This window comes from Hephaestia sp. MAHUQ-44, assembly GCF_023806085.1.
GTDB lineage: Bacteria > Pseudomonadota > Alphaproteobacteria > Sphingomonadales > Sphingomonadaceae > Sphingomonas.
This window is the reverse complement of record NZ_JAMSLX010000003.1, coordinates 106,941-123,501: the sequence shown is the minus strand read 5'-3', so window position 1 is coordinate 123,501 and position 16,561 is coordinate 106,941. Positions and strand designations below refer to the sequence as shown.

The following is a 16,561-nucleotide window of genomic DNA, read 5'->3' as shown; positions in this document are numbered from 1 at the left end:
TCAGGAGTCGGCGATAGGAAGGCCGATGACGAACGCCGCGCCGCGATCGCTCGGCGCGAGCGCGATCGTGCCGCCGACCGCATCGAGCAGTGATCGTGCGATCGCCAGGCCAAGCCCGGTGCCGCCTTCGGCGCGGCGCGAGGTGAAGAAGGGCGTGAACAGCCGCTCGGCATCGGCGGGCGGAACGCCGGGGCCGTCATCGTCCACGCGTAGCAGTACGCGCGAGGCCGCGGCGCTCACGCTGATCGTCGCCCGCGTTGCGCCGGCCTGACGGCTGTTGTCGAGCAGCGTCACCAGCACCGCCTCAAGCGTCGCCGGTGCAGTGGCAATGACCGGCAACGATGGCGTGGCGTCGAGCGTCACCGTGAAGCCGGGGCGGATTGCGCTATCGGCCACGCGGGCCAGCAGCGCGGCGGGATCGTCGAGCCGCCCGCCGTCGCCGCGCGCCATATCGGCGCGCGCAAGGTCGAGCAGCCGCGAGACGAGGCTCGCCAGCCGCCGCGCATCGGCATCGGCATTGGCGAGGAAGCGCCGCCGCTCGTCTGCCGACATGGCCGCGTCGTGATCCTCGAGCAGTTCGATCGCACCGCGAATCCCCGCCAGCGGGGTTTTGAACTCATGGCTCATCGCGTGCGCGAAATCGCGCAGATAGCGCGAGCGGCGCTCGATCGCTTCGGCCATCGCGGCAAAGTCGCGATAGAGGCCCTGGATCTCGATCGCGGCGGTCGGCGGCGGATCGGGGACGCGCCCGCGCCCCATCGCCACCGACCGCGTGGCGACGCCCAGCGCCTCGATCGGCCGTGCAATCCCGCGCGAGAGCACGCCGCTGAGCACGATCAGCACGATCAGGATCGCGGCGATGCCGATCGCGATCTTGCCGCGATCCTCGTACATTCCCTTGAACAGCGCGCGCGCCGATCGCGACAGCAGCAGCACGCCCACGATCTTGCCGTCGACGACGATCGGGCGCGCGTGATGCACCCGGATCGCCGCCGCGCGCGACAGCCATTCGAACCGATAGACCGCGCGATAACCGGCGTTGCGCCGCAAGACGGTTTCGGGCTGCCCGGCGAGCGCCGCGCGGACTTCGGGAAGCATGGCGAGGCTGCCGCCGCTTCCGCCGACGACGATCCCGTTGCGATCGAGCAGCACGATCGCGGCCAGCGTCGTCTGCCGCGTATGACCGATGATCGGTGCGAGCTGCCTGCCGGCCGCGACGGCATCCGCACTCGGCGGCCCTGCGGGTAAGGGGGTGGGGCGCTCGTGCAGGATCGGCGTCGCATTGAGGTCGATCCGCGGCGGCTCGGGGGTCAGCGCATCGCGCGGCGGTACGGCAAGCGGCGGCGCGCCCGGCCAGAGCGCTTCGGCCGTGGCCGCCAACGCCGCGCCTTGCGCGACCAGTTCGGCCTCGGTCTGGCGGACCAGCGTATTCTCATAGACGCGCAGGAACACCGCGCCGACCCCGGGCAGCGCGGCGACAAGGAACAGGCTCGCAAACAGGATCGTGCGCAGGTGCAAGCGCGGCCAGCGGCGCTTGATCGCTTCCTTGGCGCCACGGATCGCGGTGCCGATCACCTCCCGCAGCACGCGCCGAGGCTATAGCCGATCCCGGCGCGCGTCTCGATCACGTCGCCGCCGCCCACGTCGGCGAATTTGGCACGCAGGTTGCGGATATGGCTGTCGATCGTGCGGTCGGTGATCGCAAAGCCGGGGCCGTGGAGCCGATCGATGATCGCGTCGCGGCTGAACACCTTGGCGGGCATCGAGGCGAGCGTGCGCAGGATCGAGAATTCGGTGACCGTCAGCGGCACCTCGCTGCCCGCCCAATGCGCGCGCCAGCCGTCGAGATCGAGGCGCAGCTTGCCCTGCTGGATCGCGCCGCCGTGATCGGCGGCGGGCGGGTGCGCGGCGGTGCGGCGCAGGATCGCCATCACGCGCGCCACCACCTCGCGCGGGCTGAACGGTTTGACGACATAATCGTCGGCGCCCAGTTCGATCCCCAACACGCGATCGATCTCGTCGTCGCGCGAGGACAGGAACAGGATCGGTACCTCGCCCTCGGCGCGCAGCCGGCGGCAAACCTCGAGCCCGTCCATTCGCGGCATATTGATGTCGAGGATCACCAGATCGGGCGCGTGCGCCGCCGCCATCGCCAGTGCCGCCTCGCCATCCCCCGCCTCGATCGCGGTCAGCCCCGCCTTGTCGAGCGCGAAGACCAGCAACTGGCGAATGTGCGGATCGTCGTCGGCGATCAAGATGGTGCGCGGCATGGGGCACAGGATCATTGTTCGGCCTCTCCGGTCAATCACCTCCGGAGAATGTATCGAAACAATCAAGCCGCGCCCGCGCCCGGCGGGCAGCGGTGCGGGAATTCAGGTGCAGATTCGGTGCAGGCCGCCCTCAATAGCCCTTGGCGAGCCCCGCCGGGCGCGTGCGGTCGTTGGCGCCGTGCCGTTCGCCTGTCTTGGGATCGACGAGGATCGCCTCATCGGCGCCCCAGGGCGCAGAATCGCGGAAGCTGTGGCCCATCGCCTCGAGCGCGGCGCGCGTGTCAGGGGTCAGATAATGCGGGTCGACCATCACCACATCGGGCAGCCATTGGTGGTGGAAGCGGGGGGCATCGACCGCCTGCTTCACGTTCATCCCGAAGTCGACGACGTTGATAATGCTCTGGAGCACGGTGGTGATGATCGTCGAGCCGCCGGGGCTTCCCGTCACCATGAATACCTTGCCGTCCTTGAGCAGGATCGTCGGCGTCATCGAACTGAGCGGGCGCTTGCCCGGCGCGACCGCGTTGGCCGCGCCCTGAACCAGCCCGAAGCCATTGGGCACCCCCGGCTTCGAGGTGAAATCGTCCATCTCGTTGTTGAGGAAGAAGCCGGTATCGCCGGCGATCTTGCCGACCCCGAACAGGTAATTGATCGTGTAGGTGACCGCGACCGCGTTGCCTTGCTTGTCGACCACCGAATAATGCGTCGTGTCCATGCCCTCGGCGGATGCGCCGACGCCGCCCTTGATCTCGCTGGAGGGCGTCGCGCGGTTGGGCAGGATGCTCGCGCGCAGCTTGGCGGCGTGCGCGTCGGAGATCAGTGTCTGGACTGGATTGGCGATGAACGCCGGGTCGCCAAGATCGGTGTTGCGATCGGCATAAGCGCGGCGTTCGGCCTCGATGATATGGTGTGTCGCCTCAACCGAGCCATAGCCCCATGTGGCGAGCGGATAGCCTTCGATCGTGCGCAGGATCTCGCACAATGTCGTGCCCCCCGAACTCGATGGCGGCGCCGAAACTACGGTGTAGCCGCGATAGGCGCATTGCACGGGCTGGTCCCAGCGGACGGTATATTTGGCAAAGTCCTCAGTGGTGAGCAGCCCGCCGCCCGCCGCGCTCGCCGCCGCCACCGTCTGCGCCAGCTTGCCGTGATAGAAAGCGTCGGTGCCGCCTTCGGCGATGCGGCGCAAGGTCGCGCCAAGCTGCGTCTGCACCAGCCGCTCGCCCGCGACGAACGGGCGGCCGTTGTTGAGGAAGATCGCCGCGACATTGGGCTCGGTGGCGAAGTCCCTGGTGCGGTTGTCGAGGATCTTCACATCGCCGGGCTGGAGCACATAGCCCTGTTCGGCGAGCGCGATCGACGGCGCGATCACCTCGGCCAGCGGCATCGTGCCATAGCGCGCGAGCGCCTCGTTGAGCCCCATCACCGTGCCCGGCGTCCCGACGCCGAGCCAGGTGCCGGTGCTGCGCCCCGCGACGACATTGCCGTTCGCATCCTGAAATACCGTCGCGGTCGCTTTGAGCGGGGCCTTCTCGCGGAAATCGAGGAACAGGTTTTCGCCCGACGCGAGATGGACCGTCATGAATCCGCCGCCGCCGATATTGCCGCAGCACGGGTGGACGACGGCGAGCGCATAGCCCACCGCGACCGCGGCATCGATCGCATTGCCGCCGCGCTTGAGGATGTCGACGCCAACCTCGGTCGCATAATGCTGCGCCGAGACGACCATCGCGTGCGGCGCGACGACCGGCGTGCTCGCGCGCCAGTCGATCGGCGCGGCGCTTGCCGTATCGAGCGCGCGCGCGGAAATCTGGTGCGATGCAGGCGGCGGGCTGCTCTGGGTCGCGCAGCCCGCCAGCAGGGCGAGCGGCGCCAGCACCAGCGGCGTCAGGAAGGTGCCGGCGTGCCGCATATCATCCTCGCTCAATAGGTTACCGAGAGCCGTCCGTAGAGGAAGCGCCCGTTGAAGCCAAATGGCGAGAAGCTCGAATAGGGCAGGTAATAGCCCGAGGTGCCGAACGCGCCGCCGATCGGCACATGATCGGGATAGACGTCGAACACATTGTCCGCGCCCACCGCGATCTCGATGCCCTTCATCAACGCAACGCGGGCCTCGATATCGGTCACCCATTTCGCGCCCAGCGTGTAATCGGCGGGGGCGTCGCCGGGGCCGACGGCAAGATCGTTCGAGCCACCGGGGCTCAGTACCTTGCCGTAGCGGTTGGTCCGGAGCGTAAGCCCGACCGGCTTGAGGCTCCAATCCGCCGACAGGTTGATCTTGTCGCGCGGCTGGCCGTGCGTGAGGCGCAGCGATTCGGTGCGCCCGAACAGGATCAGCCCCGGCAGCGACGGCAGCGAGGTGCGATCGGTGATCTTGGTCTTGTTGTAATTGTAGCCCGCGGTCAGGAGCAGCGTGCCGAACCCGGTATCGGGCACACGATAGCTGCCGACGATGTCGAGGCCCTGTGTGCGCGTGTCGACGCCGTTGACGAAGAACCGGGCCGAGGTGACGTTGTTGATCCCCGCATTCTGCAAAATCGTGACGACCGCCGCGCCTTGCAAATTCTCGGTCAACGTCACGCGGTCGCGCACCTTGATGTTGTAATAATCGGCGGTCAGGCTGAACCCCGAGAACGGATTGAGCGCGATGCCACCACCGAAATTGGTCGATTTCTCGGCCTTGAGCGGCTTCGATCCCAACGCGACCGACACCGGATTGGAGACCGGGAAGGTACCGACCTCGATCAGCGTACCCGCAACGTTGTTGGTCGAGGTGGTCGCGAAGAACTGCTGCGCGAGGCTCGGCGCACGGAAGCCGGTCGAGGTCGATCCGCGCAGCGCCACGCCCGGCACGATCTCGAACCGTGCCGCGATCTTGCCGTTCAGCGTATCGCCGAAATCGGAATAATGTTCGTAACGGCCCGCGATCTGGAACGAGAGCGCGTCGCTGACGTCGCCATCGAGTTCGACATAGCCGGCGAAGCTGTCACGCGAGACGTCGACCGCGTTGTTGGGGCGGAAGCCGGGGAACACCTGCGATCCGCCGGGGGCGCCATTGGCGCTGTACGGGCCGTTGATATAGCTCGATTCCTCGCCCGCGCGGATCTTGTAATTCTCGTTGCGATATTCACCGCCGACCGCGATGCCGAGGCTGCGCATGAAGCTGACGTCGAACGGGTGGCTGAGGTCGAGATTGACCACGGTCTGGCCCGCTGCCAACCCGCCGGCATCGAAGGTCCGCTGGATATTCGGCGCGCCGAGCGAGGTGTTGAAGCTGTTGGCGACACCGTAATTGAGTTCGTTCGAGCCGTAGACCACCGAGAGATCGGCGTTCCAGCCGGCCCCGATATCGCCCTTGATCCCGACCGCGCCCGAGACATCCTCGATCTCGCTGGTGATGAAGGGCAGGAAGCCGTCGGCATAATAAGGTACGAAATCGACCAGCGAGGCGGCATAGTCGCGGTTGCGGCTGTCGTTGCTGCGGCGGTAGAAACCCGCCGCATCGGCGTCGCGGATGCCGTAGCTGCCGAACGCGTAAAGCTCGAACGACGCGCCGATATCGTGCCCGGCGTTGACGAAGAAATTATAATCGGTCGCCTTGCCGTCGCCGAACCGGTGGTTGTAGCGATCGATCGTCAGTTCGCGCGGATCGCCCACGTCATTATACTGGCGGCGCGGATCGGCGCCCGAGCGGTTGGTCGGGTCGCGATCGCGGAACTGACCCGAAAAGACGAAATAGCCGCCATGGATCGGCAGGCCGATGCTGGTCGCGAGCGTCAGCGTGTCGCCGTCGTGGCGTTCGCGGTCCTTGCCGGTGGTTTGCAGCTCGAGGAAATCGCCCGAGGGGGATGAGCCCGCGGTCGCGACGACGGGCAGGCCGCCCGCGCCGGTGACGACGCCGGTGACGTCGTCGACGCCCTTCATGCTCGTGCGGTACTGGCCGTAGGTCACCGAACCGCGCACGCCGGGGCGCTTCGACAATTCGATGTTGATGACGCCGGCGATCGCGTCCGACCCATAGAGCGACGAGGCGCCGTCGCGCAGCACTTCGATCCGGTCGATCGCGATCGGCGGAATCTCGTTGAGATCGACCGCCGACGAACCCCGGCCGACCGAACCGTTGAGGTTGAGCAGCGCCGAGACGTGGCGGCGCTTGCCGTTGACCGTCACCAGCGTCTGATCGGGGGCGAGCCCGCGCAGCGTGGCGGGGCGCATCGAATCGGTGCCGTCGGTCAGCGACGGCTGGGGGAAGTTGAACGAGGGGACGAGCTGGTTGAGAACCTTGTTGGTCTCGGAATAGCCGCTGCTCTGAAGCTGCTCGCCGCCGATCACATCGACCGGTACCGGGCTGTCGGCGACGGTGCGATCGCGCACCCGGCTGCCGGTGACGATGATGGCCTGTGCGGGATCATACGCACCGCTGTCGGTCGCGGAGGGCTGGTCCCCAACCGTCTGACTCCAGGCTGGCGTCGCAACGGCGGCGGTGCTGCAGGCGAGCGCGATAAGCAAGGTCGGGCGCATGACATTCTCCCTGTTCAACCTGGATCGATACCGGATTGTTCGGGGAGAATGTCTCGCACCCGTCGCTTTATTGCAACGCAGCGTAGCTTTATGGCTCTAAAGGCGTTTCATTTATGCAACACTGCTGCGTCGCGGTGGTCCTTTACAGGCTGAAATTGAGCGACACGCGCGCCGATACGGCGGCATGGCCGAGTTGCTGTTCGGCCCCGGCCTCGCCGGTGATGCTGAACCGGTCCGAACCGCCGCCCGCGCGCAGCCGGCCCACCCAGCCGCTCTTGCGCTTGTCGGCTTGCAGCGTGAACGGGTCGCCATCTTCGAAATGCGCGATCGTATCGCCCATCGTGCCGCCGACGATCTCGCGCCGGCCGCCTTCGAGTTCGACGCGGAACCAGCCGTCGCCCGGATCGGCCTTGCCCAGATTGTAGCCGAGCGCGAGCAGCCCCGATGCGGTGGCTTCGTCGCTGGTGCGTTTGGCGACGATCAGGTTGAACGCAGGGCCGCCGCCCTGATCGGTATGGCCATCCTCGCTGAGCTTGTAATAATCGACTTGCGCGGTTGGGCGGACGTAGAGCCGCTTGCCGAGCGGAAGCTCGTACGAGGCGCGTCCGATCGCCGAGACCAACGTGCCGCCCCAATTGGACGAGGCGACGCGGCTGAACTCTGCCGCATCGAACCGGCGCTGACCGTCGAGCTCGACCTTGGCGATGCCACCGCGCGCGGCGAGTGTAAACCCGCCCCAGCGCCCGCGCCAATGCGCCGCGATCTCATATTGCTCGGTCGAGACTTCGTTGTCGGTCGAGCCGTCGTTGTCATGGCCCAGCGCGGCGCCGATCGTGATGCCTGCGAAGCCTGCACCGCCCAGCGCGCGCTCGGCGCCCGCGGTCGCGCCCCAGCCGCCGATATCGTAGGCGGCGGTATCGCCGAGATTCTTCGAGGTGCCCCAGGCGATCTGCTGGACCCAGAAGTTCCAGCCGCCGCGTTCGACCATCGGCTGGTAATCGCCGAGGAAGCGCGAGGCGGCGCGCGAGGCCTGCGTCACCGATTCGAACACGCCGCCGGCATGATCGGGCAGGAAGCTGCGATAGCGCGCGCGCAGCGTATCGCCGTCGCCGATCGCCAGGATCGTGCCCGCGATATCCTTGTCCTTGTCGAGCACCGCGAATACGGCGTCATAGACGCTCGCGTCGGACCGGTTGAAGCCGAGTTCGGTCGCGGTCTTGCGATCGATCGACAGCGTGACGGTGCCCGCGGCGGCGTCGCTGGAAAGCTCGCTCTTGAACAGGAACGGCAGCTCGGCGTTGGCGCTCGACACATTGTCGCCGCCGGTCAGCGTGCCCGCCTGGACGATGACATGATCGCCGACCGAGCCCGAAACGCTGGTGAGGTGGACGCGCACGGTCGATCCTTCGGCGAAATTGGCGGCGCCGGCGACCTGGTAGAGCGTGTTGGTGTCGTTCTCGCTGTCGATCGTGACGCCGAGCACGCCCTTGGCGCCGACATCGAGCGACGCCAGCGCGACGTTGCCGGTATTGGTCGGATCGAACGTGCCGCCGATCGTGGCCGCGACGCCCGCGCTGTTGCTCAGCTTGCCGCTGAACATCGTGCCGTCGCCCATCGTCAGAATGTCGGCGCCGCCGCCGAAATCGACATCGGCGGCAAGCCGCGACGTGCCGGTGAGGCTCAGCGTGTCGGCGCCCGCGCCGAAGGTGACGCTGCCCGATTGCTGGGCGTCGCCCGACAGCGCGAGCCGGTTGGTGCCCGCACCGAAATCGACCGCGCCTGCAACACTGCCGGCGGCAATGTCGAACACGTCATCGCCCGATCCGAAGCGGACATCGCCGTTGATTGCGGGGGCGGCGCCCGATTCGACTGCAAGCTGCCTGATCGTCGCGCCGGTGTTGTTTGCCGACAGGTCGATCGCGATCGCCTGCGCGGTGGCATCCGAGGTCGAGGCACCGATCGCGCCCGAATTCTCGATCAGCGCCAGGTTGCCCGCACCGTCGTGGATCGCGGTTGCCGCGCCCTTGCCGCTGGTCGAGGCGGTGATCGTGCCGCTGTTGGAAAGCGTCGTGACGGTCGAGCCCGCAGCGATATCGATCGCACGCGTCACATGGCCTTCGCCGCTGCCGCCCTTGGCGCCGATCGCGCCGGCCACGCTGATGTCGGGCGCAGAGGTGCCCGCGCCGATCCGAAGCGCGGTGGCGCTCGCCTGGCCTTGCGCGGCGATCGTGCCGCCGACGGTGATGCCGCCGGCGAGATCGACCGCATGGCCCGTGCCGCCGATCGAGACCGCGACTGCATCGACATCGGCATAGACGCCGTTCGCCGCGATCCCGCCGTCGATGACGAGGCCGTGCCCGCCGCTATTGCCCGCGACCGCGCCGAGCGCGATGTCGCGCGTGTCCGAACCGATCTCGACCGCCGGCGCGCTGCCATAGGACGCGATCGCGGCGGTACCTTCCTTGTCGTCGTCGACGCCGTCCTTGTCTTCGTCCTTGTCGTCCTTGTCATTATCCGCCGGGGGCCGGGCGAAGATCAGCCCGCCATCGATATTGCCCGCGATGCGTACCGCGGGGCCGCCCTGAAGCAGATCGTCGGCGTCGAGCTTGCTGGTGTCGGCAGGCGCCGTCGTGCTGCGATAGCCGGTGACCGCGACCGCCCCCTGAAACACCGCCGCGCCGCCGATATCGCCGTCGAGCGCGACCCCGACCGAATCCTTGCCCTGCACCTGCACGCTGCCGTTGATGGTGACATCGCCGCTGACGTCGCCGAGGCCGATGCCGACCGAATTGTCGCCGGTAACGGTCACCTTGCCGTCGTTCTTGAGCGAGCCGGTGAGCGGTCCCCGGGCGACGATCCCGCCCGAATTGTTGCCTTCGACCGTGATCTCGCCCGCATTGGCGATCGCGCCGGTGAACGCGCCGTCGGTGAGGATGCCGAAGCGGTTGTTGCCCTTGGCGAACGGGCCGTCGAGATCGCCATCCTTGTCGTCGTCGGTTGCGGTGTAATCCTCGTCGACGATGATCTTGCCGCTGTTGGTGATCGTGCCGCTGCCGGTGGTGGTCGCGCGAATGCCGACCGCGCTGTTGGCGTCGCTGATCTGGATCGTGCCCGCATTCTTGACGTTGTTGGCGCTGTCGAGCGTCACCGCGGTACCGCCGGTGGGGACGACCGATCCCTTGTCGGTGATTTCGATATCGTCGGGAGCGCCGCTATTGGCGGTCGAGGTCGCGATCGGCGTCGTGACCTTGGTCTCGATCTTGGTCTGGGCGGCCGCCGGGAACGCCGCCAGCAGGGCCACGGATGTCAGGCTGGTGGTGCACAAAAGAATACGCATATCGCTCCTCTGAACCTTGTGGTTTCGAGAAGCGTGACGAACCGGCGGCGCCGATCCCGTAAAAACTCTTAGAATCCGAGTTCCAGCCCGAGACGAACCGTGCGTGGCCTGAGCGGGGTGATGTAATCGCCGCGGCCGATCAGGAACGGGCTGCCGAGCGCGAAGCGATTGCCGCGCGTGTCGAACAGATTGGTGATTCCGAGCGAGACCGCATGGTTCGCGCCCCCGAGGCGCATCTCGATCCCGGTATCGAGCAGATCGCCCTGCGGTTGATCGAGCCGCGGGCCGATCCCCAGCCGCGATTTGCCGACATAGCGTGCATAACCGCTCACTCGGAGCAGCAGCCCGTTGCCGATCTCGGCGCCGTAATCCGCGCCGATCCGCGCGCTGACCCCGGCGATGTTGGGCAGCGAATCGGCGATTCGCGAGGCCGCGGTGGCCGAATCGAGCGCAATGCCGTTGAGCGGGCGCATGAACGCAGCGATCAGTTCGGGTGCGGGGGCGGTGACCTTGCTGTCGTTGAGATAGACCGAGGCGTCGAGCTTGAGCGCGGGCACCACGCGCCAGGTCGCGTTGATCCCGGCCGAATGGATGCGCCCGTCGCCGATATTGGCGGTGGTGGGAAAGCCGATGCCGTCGATCAGATCGGCCTGAATGTCGTGCCAGCGTGTCGCCGCGAGCGAGGCGCCGATCTCGATATCGCCGTCGGCCGCGCCGCCATAGCGGATGCCGATCTCGGCGGTGCCGATCCGATCGCCGCGGAAACGCTGGATGAAATCGCTGGCGATCGATAGCCCGCCGGGCCGGTATCCCTCCTCATAGCGCGCATAGACCATGACATCGTCGACGGGCGTGTAGCGCAGCGACACCGACGGCAGCGCGCGCCATTCGCCCCGGCTCGCGCGCGCCTCGGCATCGAAGCGGAAGGCATAGAGTGCCGACACGTCCTCGGCGGTGCCCGACAGCCACGAATAAGTCACCCGGCCGCCCGCGCTGATCGCCAGCCGGGGCAGGGGCACGATCGTCGCCTCGCCGAACAGCGTGCCTTCGTCGACGCGGTTGCGTACCCCCGTGGCCGGCGCGAGCATCGCCATCGTGCCGATCTCACGCGTCAATCGGGTGCTGTTGTGGAGCAGGCTGACGCCGACCAGCCAGCCGCTGCCGTCGGCGCCGCGCTGCGATGCCCGCGTCTCGGAGGTGATCATGCGGATCTTGCTGGTCTGCGAAAAGGCACGCGGCGTGTTGCCGGTGGTCGCGTCGAAGGTTTCGGTCACATATTGATCCGACAAGCTCGTCGCCGAGACCAGCCGCACGTCGCCGATCATCCCGCGCACGGTGACATCGCCGAGCAGATAATCGTTGCGGAACGGCTGCGCGACGGCGCTGGCGCGGCTCAATCCGTCGCCGGCGCGATCGGCATATTGGGCGTCGTCGCCCTTGATGCTCTGGAACGTGCCCGACAGATCGATCGTCCAGTCGGGCGATACCGCGACGCGCACCGCGCCGCGCGCACCCAGCGTGCGGACGCGGTTGACGTCGTTCTTGTCGCGCTGCCGATCGTCGATATAGCCGCCGTCCACGCCGCCATAGAGGAGCCCGCGAAACGCGGCGCTGCCTTGCACGATCGGGACGTTGAGCACGGTGCCCGCCTCGCCGCCGGGGCTGCCGTGCTGGGTGATTTGCCCAGCCGCCCACGCGCCGCCGCCGGCGTCGTACAGATCGGGGGGCATCGGCTCGATGCGGATGATCCCGCCCAGCGATCCTGCGCCGTAAAGCGTGCCTTGCGGGCCTTCGAGCACTTCGACCGAGGCGACGTCGTAAAGCTTCAGATTGGGATCGGGTGCGCTGTAGGTCAGCCGCGCATTGCCCCAATATTGGCCGACGGTCGATTGGGTCGGGCCGGTGAAGCTCGAATCGGCGACGCCGCGGATGAACAGCTTGTTGCGCCCCGGGCCGAGATGCGTCGAGGTCAGGCTCGCGACGCGATTGGCGATGCTGTCGGTGCCCAGCCCGGCCTCGGCGAGCGAAAAGACCGCGCCGTCGATCACACTCGCGGTGCCGGGGAATTGCGCGAGCGGGGTATCGCGCTTGCTGGCGGTGACGACGATCTCTTCGGGCGGCGGCGGCTCGGCGGGCGCCGCCCGCGGCACGATGGCCGGCGCACGGCGGGTGATGGCGACCCGTTCGATCAGGAAGGTATCGGCGGCGATGCGCCGCGCCCGCGCACCGGTATCGGCGAGCAGCACCGCCAGCGCCTCGGCGGCGCTCAGATCGCCCTTGACGGGGTGGACACGGAGAGGCGCGAGGCTGGGGTCGCGCAGCCCGATGCTGGTGCCGGTCTGCCTGCCGATCGCGATGATCGCCCGATCGAGCCGGACCTCATCGACCGCCACAGGCGCGCGCTGCGCCGCCTCGGCCGGGGCGGCGAGGGCGGCCCCTATCAGGGCGATCGATAGACTAAGGGTACGCACGGTTCGGGCTGGTCAGCATCCAGCCTTCGCCTTTAGCCTCCGGCACGACCCCGAGCAACGGCGCGATCCGGGTCAGCGTCGCCTCCGCCTTGCCGTCGCCGAGCGCGAGCGTGCCGGTGAAGCGCTGCGCCGCGATCGCCGGCGCGACATCGATCGGCCGCCCGAGGCTGCGCGAGAGATCGGCGGCCACGGTCGCCAGCGCGGCACCCGCATAGACGAGCGTGCCGGTGCGCCAGCCGCCGATATCGCCGGGCGTCATCCGGCCGAGCGTGACGCCGTCGGGCTCGATCAGCAGCGTCGCGCCCGCGTCGAGCGCGAGCTTGTCGAGATCGGGGTTGTAGATCACCTTGCCCTCGGCGACCTGGACGCGCGTCGTCTGGGCCGTGCGCATCACATCGAATGCCGTCCCCGCATCGACCAGCTTGTCGCCGCCGACCATGACGACGAACGGGTCCGAATCATCGTGGCGCACATGGAACATCGCTTCGCCGTGCTCGAGGCTCGCGAAGCGCGGCGCGGCCTTGTCGAGCACGATTCGGGTATCGCCGTTGAGCTCGATCCGCGATCCGTCGGCGAGATCGATCGTGCGGCGCGCGCCGGGTTCGGTGGCCACGGTATAGGGCTGGCTCGGATCGAGCGCGGTCATGTTGAGCCCCAGCGTCACCGCCAGCGCCGCCGCGACCGCACCGCCCGCGCCCAGCCACAGGAACCGGCGGCGGCTCGGCCCCGGCGTGTCGACGGGGGCGGCAAGCGGCGCCGGGGGAACGTCGAACAGCGCGTCGGTGGCCGCATGCTCGTCGGCCACCGCGTCATAAGCGGCGGCGTGCGCGGGATCGGCGGCGAGCCAATCGGTGAAGCCGTCCCAATCGTCGGCATTGGCGCCGAAAGCGGGATCGGCGACGCGAATCGCCCACAGGCGTGCGGTGTCGCGAAGCAGGTCCGAGGGTGCGCTCATGGCCATATCCCCGACACGACGGAACCGGATGCGTCAATCCGCATCGAATTGTTCCCGAAGCGCGGCGAGCGCGCGATAGGCCTTTTGCAGATCCTTCTCGATCGTGCTCAGGCTGACCCCCAGATCGCGGGCGATCTCGGCCTGGCCGGCGCCATCGATTCGATAGCGGCGAAAGACGGTGTCGGCGCGTTCGCCAAGCCCTGCCAGCACAGCGTCGGCTTGCCGCAGCCGTTCGCGCGCCAGCAGCACGCGTTCGCCGCTGGGGGGCGGGGCAGGGGCACCGTCGCTCTCCTGCCAGTCCTGTTCGCGGCGCGCGCGCGCCTGATCGGCACGATGGCGATCGCGCATCAGGTTTTCGGCGGCGCGGAACAGATAGGACAGGGGCTGCGCGACCGGCCTCGCGGGCTGGCCTGCGATCTTCTGCCAGAGCTCGTGGAACACGTCCTCGGCATTGTCGCCCGCACCGCGCGCCGCGAGGAACCGGACCAGACGGGCACGGTTTTCGAGGAGGATGGCTTCGAGGCCGGTGGTCGGGCCAGCGGTCATCGCGTCAGCCGCCTTCGTGCAAAATCTGGAGGCCCGACCGGGAATCGAACCCGGGTGCAAGGATTTGCAGTCCTCTGCGTCACCACTCCGCCATCGGGCCAGAGCGGGGCCAGATGCGGCGGGGCGACGCGCATGTCAACCTGGGTTGGTGAAAATGGCGCGACGTTCTTGGCGTCCTGCGGCCCGCACGATACAAGCCGCTCGAACCAATAAGTGTATTGCATGACTAAAACAGTTGTGCGACAGGGATGCGATCATGATTCAGCAAGCGACCGATACGACCGATTTCACCGCCATGCGCGAGGCGATGGTGGCCTGCCAGTTGCGCACCAACGCGGTGGATGATCCGCGGATCGTGGCGGTGATGCTGCGGGTGCCGCGCGAGGCGTATCTGCCCGAGGACGTCGCCCGGATCGCCTATCGCGATACGGCGGTGCCGCTGGGGCGCAACCGCGCCGCCAACGCGCCGCTCGCGACCGCGCGGCTGCTGACCGCCGCGACCATCACCCCCACCGATTCGGTGCTGCTGATCGGCGCGGCCGGTGGTTATACCGCGGCGGTGCTCGCCGAACTCGCCGCGACGGTGACCGCGGTCGAGTCCGACCCCGACCTCGCGACGGCCGCGCGCGCCGCTCTGGGCGGCAATGCCCGCGTGACGGTGGTCGAAGGGCCGCTCGAGGCGGGCGCCCCCGATGGCGCGCCCTATGACGTGATGATCGTCGACGGCGCGGTCGAGCATTTGCCCGACGCGCTGGTCGCGCAGGTCAAGACCGGCGGCACGGTTGCCTCGGGTGTGGTCGATAATGGCGTGTTCCGGCTGGCGGCGGGGACGCGTAGCGAGGGCGGGTTCGCGTTGCGCGATTTTGCCGATACCGATTGTGTTGCATTGCCGGGGTTTGCACGACCAAAAAGCTTCCAATTCTGACGGTGGGGATGCCCTTGACGCTTCGACCTGTCCTGCTCGCCGGCGTCGCGCTGGCCCTGATCGCAAGCCCGGCGTCGGCCGAAACGCTGCGAGAAGCGTTGCTCAAGGCCTATCAGACCAACCCCACGCTCAATGCCGAGCGCGCCAGCCAGCGCGCCAATGACGAGAATGTGCCGATCGCGCGTTCGCGGGGAATGCCGCAACTCAATGTCAACGGCGGCTATTCCGAAAGCGTGCTGTCGGCGACCAACAATTTCGTCTCGCCGCCGCGCTCGGTGAATGCGCAGGCGCAGGCGTCGCTGCCGATCTTCAGCGGCGGCGCGGTGCGCAATGCGGTTGCCGCGGCCAAGACCCGCGTCGAGGCCGGGCGCGCGGGCCTGCGCGGGACCGAGGCCGATCTCTTCTCGGCCGTCGTCGCCGCCTATATGGATGTGATCCGCGACGAGGCGATCGTGTCGCTCAACCAGCAGAATGTCCGCGTGCTCGACGTCAATCTGCAGGCGACGCAGGATCGGTTTCAGGTCGGCGATCTCACGCGCACCGATGTCGCCCAGTCCGAGGCGCGCCTGGCGCTGGCGCGCAGCGACCTCCAGAGCGCCGAGGCCAATCTGATCGGCAGCCGCGAGAATTACATCCGTCTGGTGGGCACGCCGCCGGGCGACCTCGAGCCGCCGCCCGCACTGACCGGCCTGCCCGGCGCCCCCGAGGCGGCGGTCGATGTCGCGCTCGAGAACAATCCGACGCTGATCGCGGCGCGCAAGGCCAGCCGCGCCGCCGATTACGATATCGGCACCGCGCGGGCGGGGCGTCTGCCGACGATCAGCGTCGGGGCGACCACCAATTATTACAATTATCTCGGCTCGCTGCGCGCGGGCGACAGCGCGGGGACCGTCCAGCAATCGGGCACGTCGGCGGATGCCGGGGTATCGATCTCGATCCCGCTGTTCCAGGGCGGCCGCCCTGCCGCCGAGGTGCGTCAGGCGCAGGCGCGGCGTAGCCAGGCGATCGAACAGGCGCTCGATGCCGAACGCAGCGTCGTCTCGCAGACGCGCTCGGCCTATGCGATCTGGCAATCGGCGCAGCAGGTGATCCAGTCGTCCGAAAAAGCGGTGAGCGCGAACCGGCTGTCGCTCGAAGGCGTGCGCGCCGAAAACAGCGTCGGCAACCGCACGATTCTCGATATCCTCAATGCCGAGCAGGAATTGCTCAATGCGCAGGTCACGCTCGTCACCGCGCGGCGCGACGCCTATGTCGCGGGCTTCGCGTTGATCGCCGCGATGGGCAAGGCCGAGGCGCGCGATCTCGGGCTCGACGGCGGCGTGCTCTACGATCCGGTCACGAATTACGAGCGCGTCCACGATCGGATCTGGGATTGGGATAGCGATCCCGCGCCGCGGGCGGTGGGCACCAGCACCGCCGAAACGCCGGCGCAGGGGGCCGAGGTGCATCAGGCGCTCGATCCGATCCTCGACACGCCGGTTGACAGAAGCCTTGCGAATCCCGCAGGTGACACGCTTTCCGATCGTCCATGAGGGC

General features: G+C 68.0%; 10 protein-coding genes and 1 tRNA gene. 2 read left to right on the top strand and 9 right to left on the bottom strand.

The annotated features are described in order from the left end of the window. The 9 genes from NFE57_RS04605 to NFE57_RS04565 form a co-directional block, all read right to left on the bottom strand. Entirely contained in the window at positions 1-1,587 is a 1,587-nt protein-coding gene (locus NFE57_RS04605; RefSeq protein WP_252134389.1) for a sensor histidine kinase, read from the bottom strand. Continuing rightward, complete coding sequence (locus NFE57_RS04600; RefSeq protein WP_252134388.1) at positions 1,572-2,270, bottom strand: response regulator transcription factor; 699 nt, start codon at positions 2,268-2,270, stop codon at positions 1,572-1,574. Before NFE57_RS04600 ends, NFE57_RS04605 begins: the two co-directional genes overlap by 16 nt. A gap of 130 nt (positions 2,271-2,400) precedes the next feature. After that, positions 2,401-4,182, bottom strand: a complete 1,782-nt coding sequence (ggt, locus tag NFE57_RS04595; RefSeq protein ID WP_252134387.1) for a gamma-glutamyltransferase — start codon at positions 4,180-4,182, stop codon at positions 2,401-2,403. An 11-nt stretch (positions 4,183-4,193) separates the two neighbouring features. Beyond that, positions 4,194-6,791, bottom strand: a complete 2,598-nt coding sequence (locus NFE57_RS04590; RefSeq protein ID WP_252134386.1) for a TonB-dependent receptor plug domain-containing protein — start codon at positions 6,789-6,791, stop codon at positions 4,194-4,196. A gap of 142 nt (positions 6,792-6,933) precedes the next feature. Continuing rightward, positions 6,934-10,128: an autotransporter outer membrane beta-barrel domain-containing protein gene (locus NFE57_RS04585; RefSeq protein ID WP_252134385.1), complete on the bottom strand. Its 3,195-nt coding sequence runs from the start codon at positions 10,126-10,128 to the stop codon at positions 6,934-6,936. Between the two features lie 68 nt (positions 10,129-10,196). Next, positions 10,197-12,599 (bottom strand): TonB-dependent receptor, encoded by a 2,403-nt coding sequence (locus NFE57_RS04580; RefSeq protein ID WP_252134384.1) that lies wholly within the window; start codon positions 12,597-12,599, stop codon positions 10,197-10,199. After that, on the bottom strand, positions 12,586-13,554 hold the full coding sequence (locus tag NFE57_RS04575) for a FecR family protein (protein WP_252134383.1): 969 nt from the start codon (positions 13,552-13,554) through the stop codon (positions 12,586-12,588). The genes NFE57_RS04580 and NFE57_RS04575 overlap by 14 nt, the downstream gene beginning before the upstream one ends. 33 nt (positions 13,555-13,587) lie before the next feature. Continuing rightward, a complete protein-coding gene (locus NFE57_RS04570; RefSeq protein WP_252134382.1) occupies positions 13,588-14,100 on the bottom strand; it encodes an RNA polymerase sigma factor in 513 nt (170 codons plus the stop codon). Between the two features lie 26 nt (positions 14,101-14,126). Continuing rightward, positions 14,127-14,200 (bottom strand) — tRNA-Cys (locus NFE57_RS04565). Between the two features lie 156 nt (positions 14,201-14,356). Between NFE57_RS04565 and NFE57_RS04560 the strand changes: the two genes are divergently transcribed. Both NFE57_RS04560 and NFE57_RS04555 read left to right on the top strand, forming a co-directional pair. Continuing rightward, positions 14,357-15,025, top strand: coding sequence for a protein-L-isoaspartate O-methyltransferase family protein (locus tag NFE57_RS04560; protein WP_252134381.1), 669 nt, complete (start codon positions 14,357-14,359; stop codon positions 15,023-15,025). Positions 15,026-15,033: 8 nt separating this feature from the next. Further along, a complete protein-coding gene (locus tag NFE57_RS04555) occupies positions 15,034-16,557 on the top strand; it encodes a TolC family outer membrane protein (protein WP_382279547.1) in 1,524 nt (507 codons plus the stop codon). Positions 16,558-16,561: the final 4 nt, after the last annotated feature.

Coding starts and splice junctions, on each gene's coding strand:
- NFE57_RS04590 (WP_252134386.1), bottom strand. CDS start 6,791: ATGCGCCCGACCTTGCTTATCGCGCTCGCCTGCAGCACCGCCGCCGTT.
- NFE57_RS04555 (WP_382279547.1), top strand. CDS start 15,034: ATGCCCTTGACGCTTCGACCTGTCCTGCTCGCCGGCGTCGCGCTGGCC.
- ggt (WP_252134387.1), bottom strand. CDS start 4,182: ATGCGGCACGCCGGCACCTTCCTGACGCCGCTGGTGCTGGCGCCGCTC.
- NFE57_RS04575 (WP_252134383.1), bottom strand. CDS start 13,554: ATGAGCGCACCCTCGGACCTGCTTCGCGACACCGCACGCCTGTGGGCG.
- NFE57_RS04600 (WP_252134388.1), bottom strand. CDS start 2,270: ATGCCGCGCACCATCTTGATCGCCGACGACGATCCGCACATTCGCCAG.
- NFE57_RS04585 (WP_252134385.1), bottom strand. CDS start 10,128: ATGCGTATTCTTTTGTGCACCACCAGCCTGACATCCGTGGCCCTGCTG.
- NFE57_RS04560 (WP_252134381.1), top strand. CDS start 14,357: ATGATTCAGCAAGCGACCGATACGACCGATTTCACCGCCATGCGCGAG.
- NFE57_RS04570 (WP_252134382.1), bottom strand. CDS start 14,100: ATGACCGCTGGCCCGACCACCGGCCTCGAAGCCATCCTCCTCGAAAAC.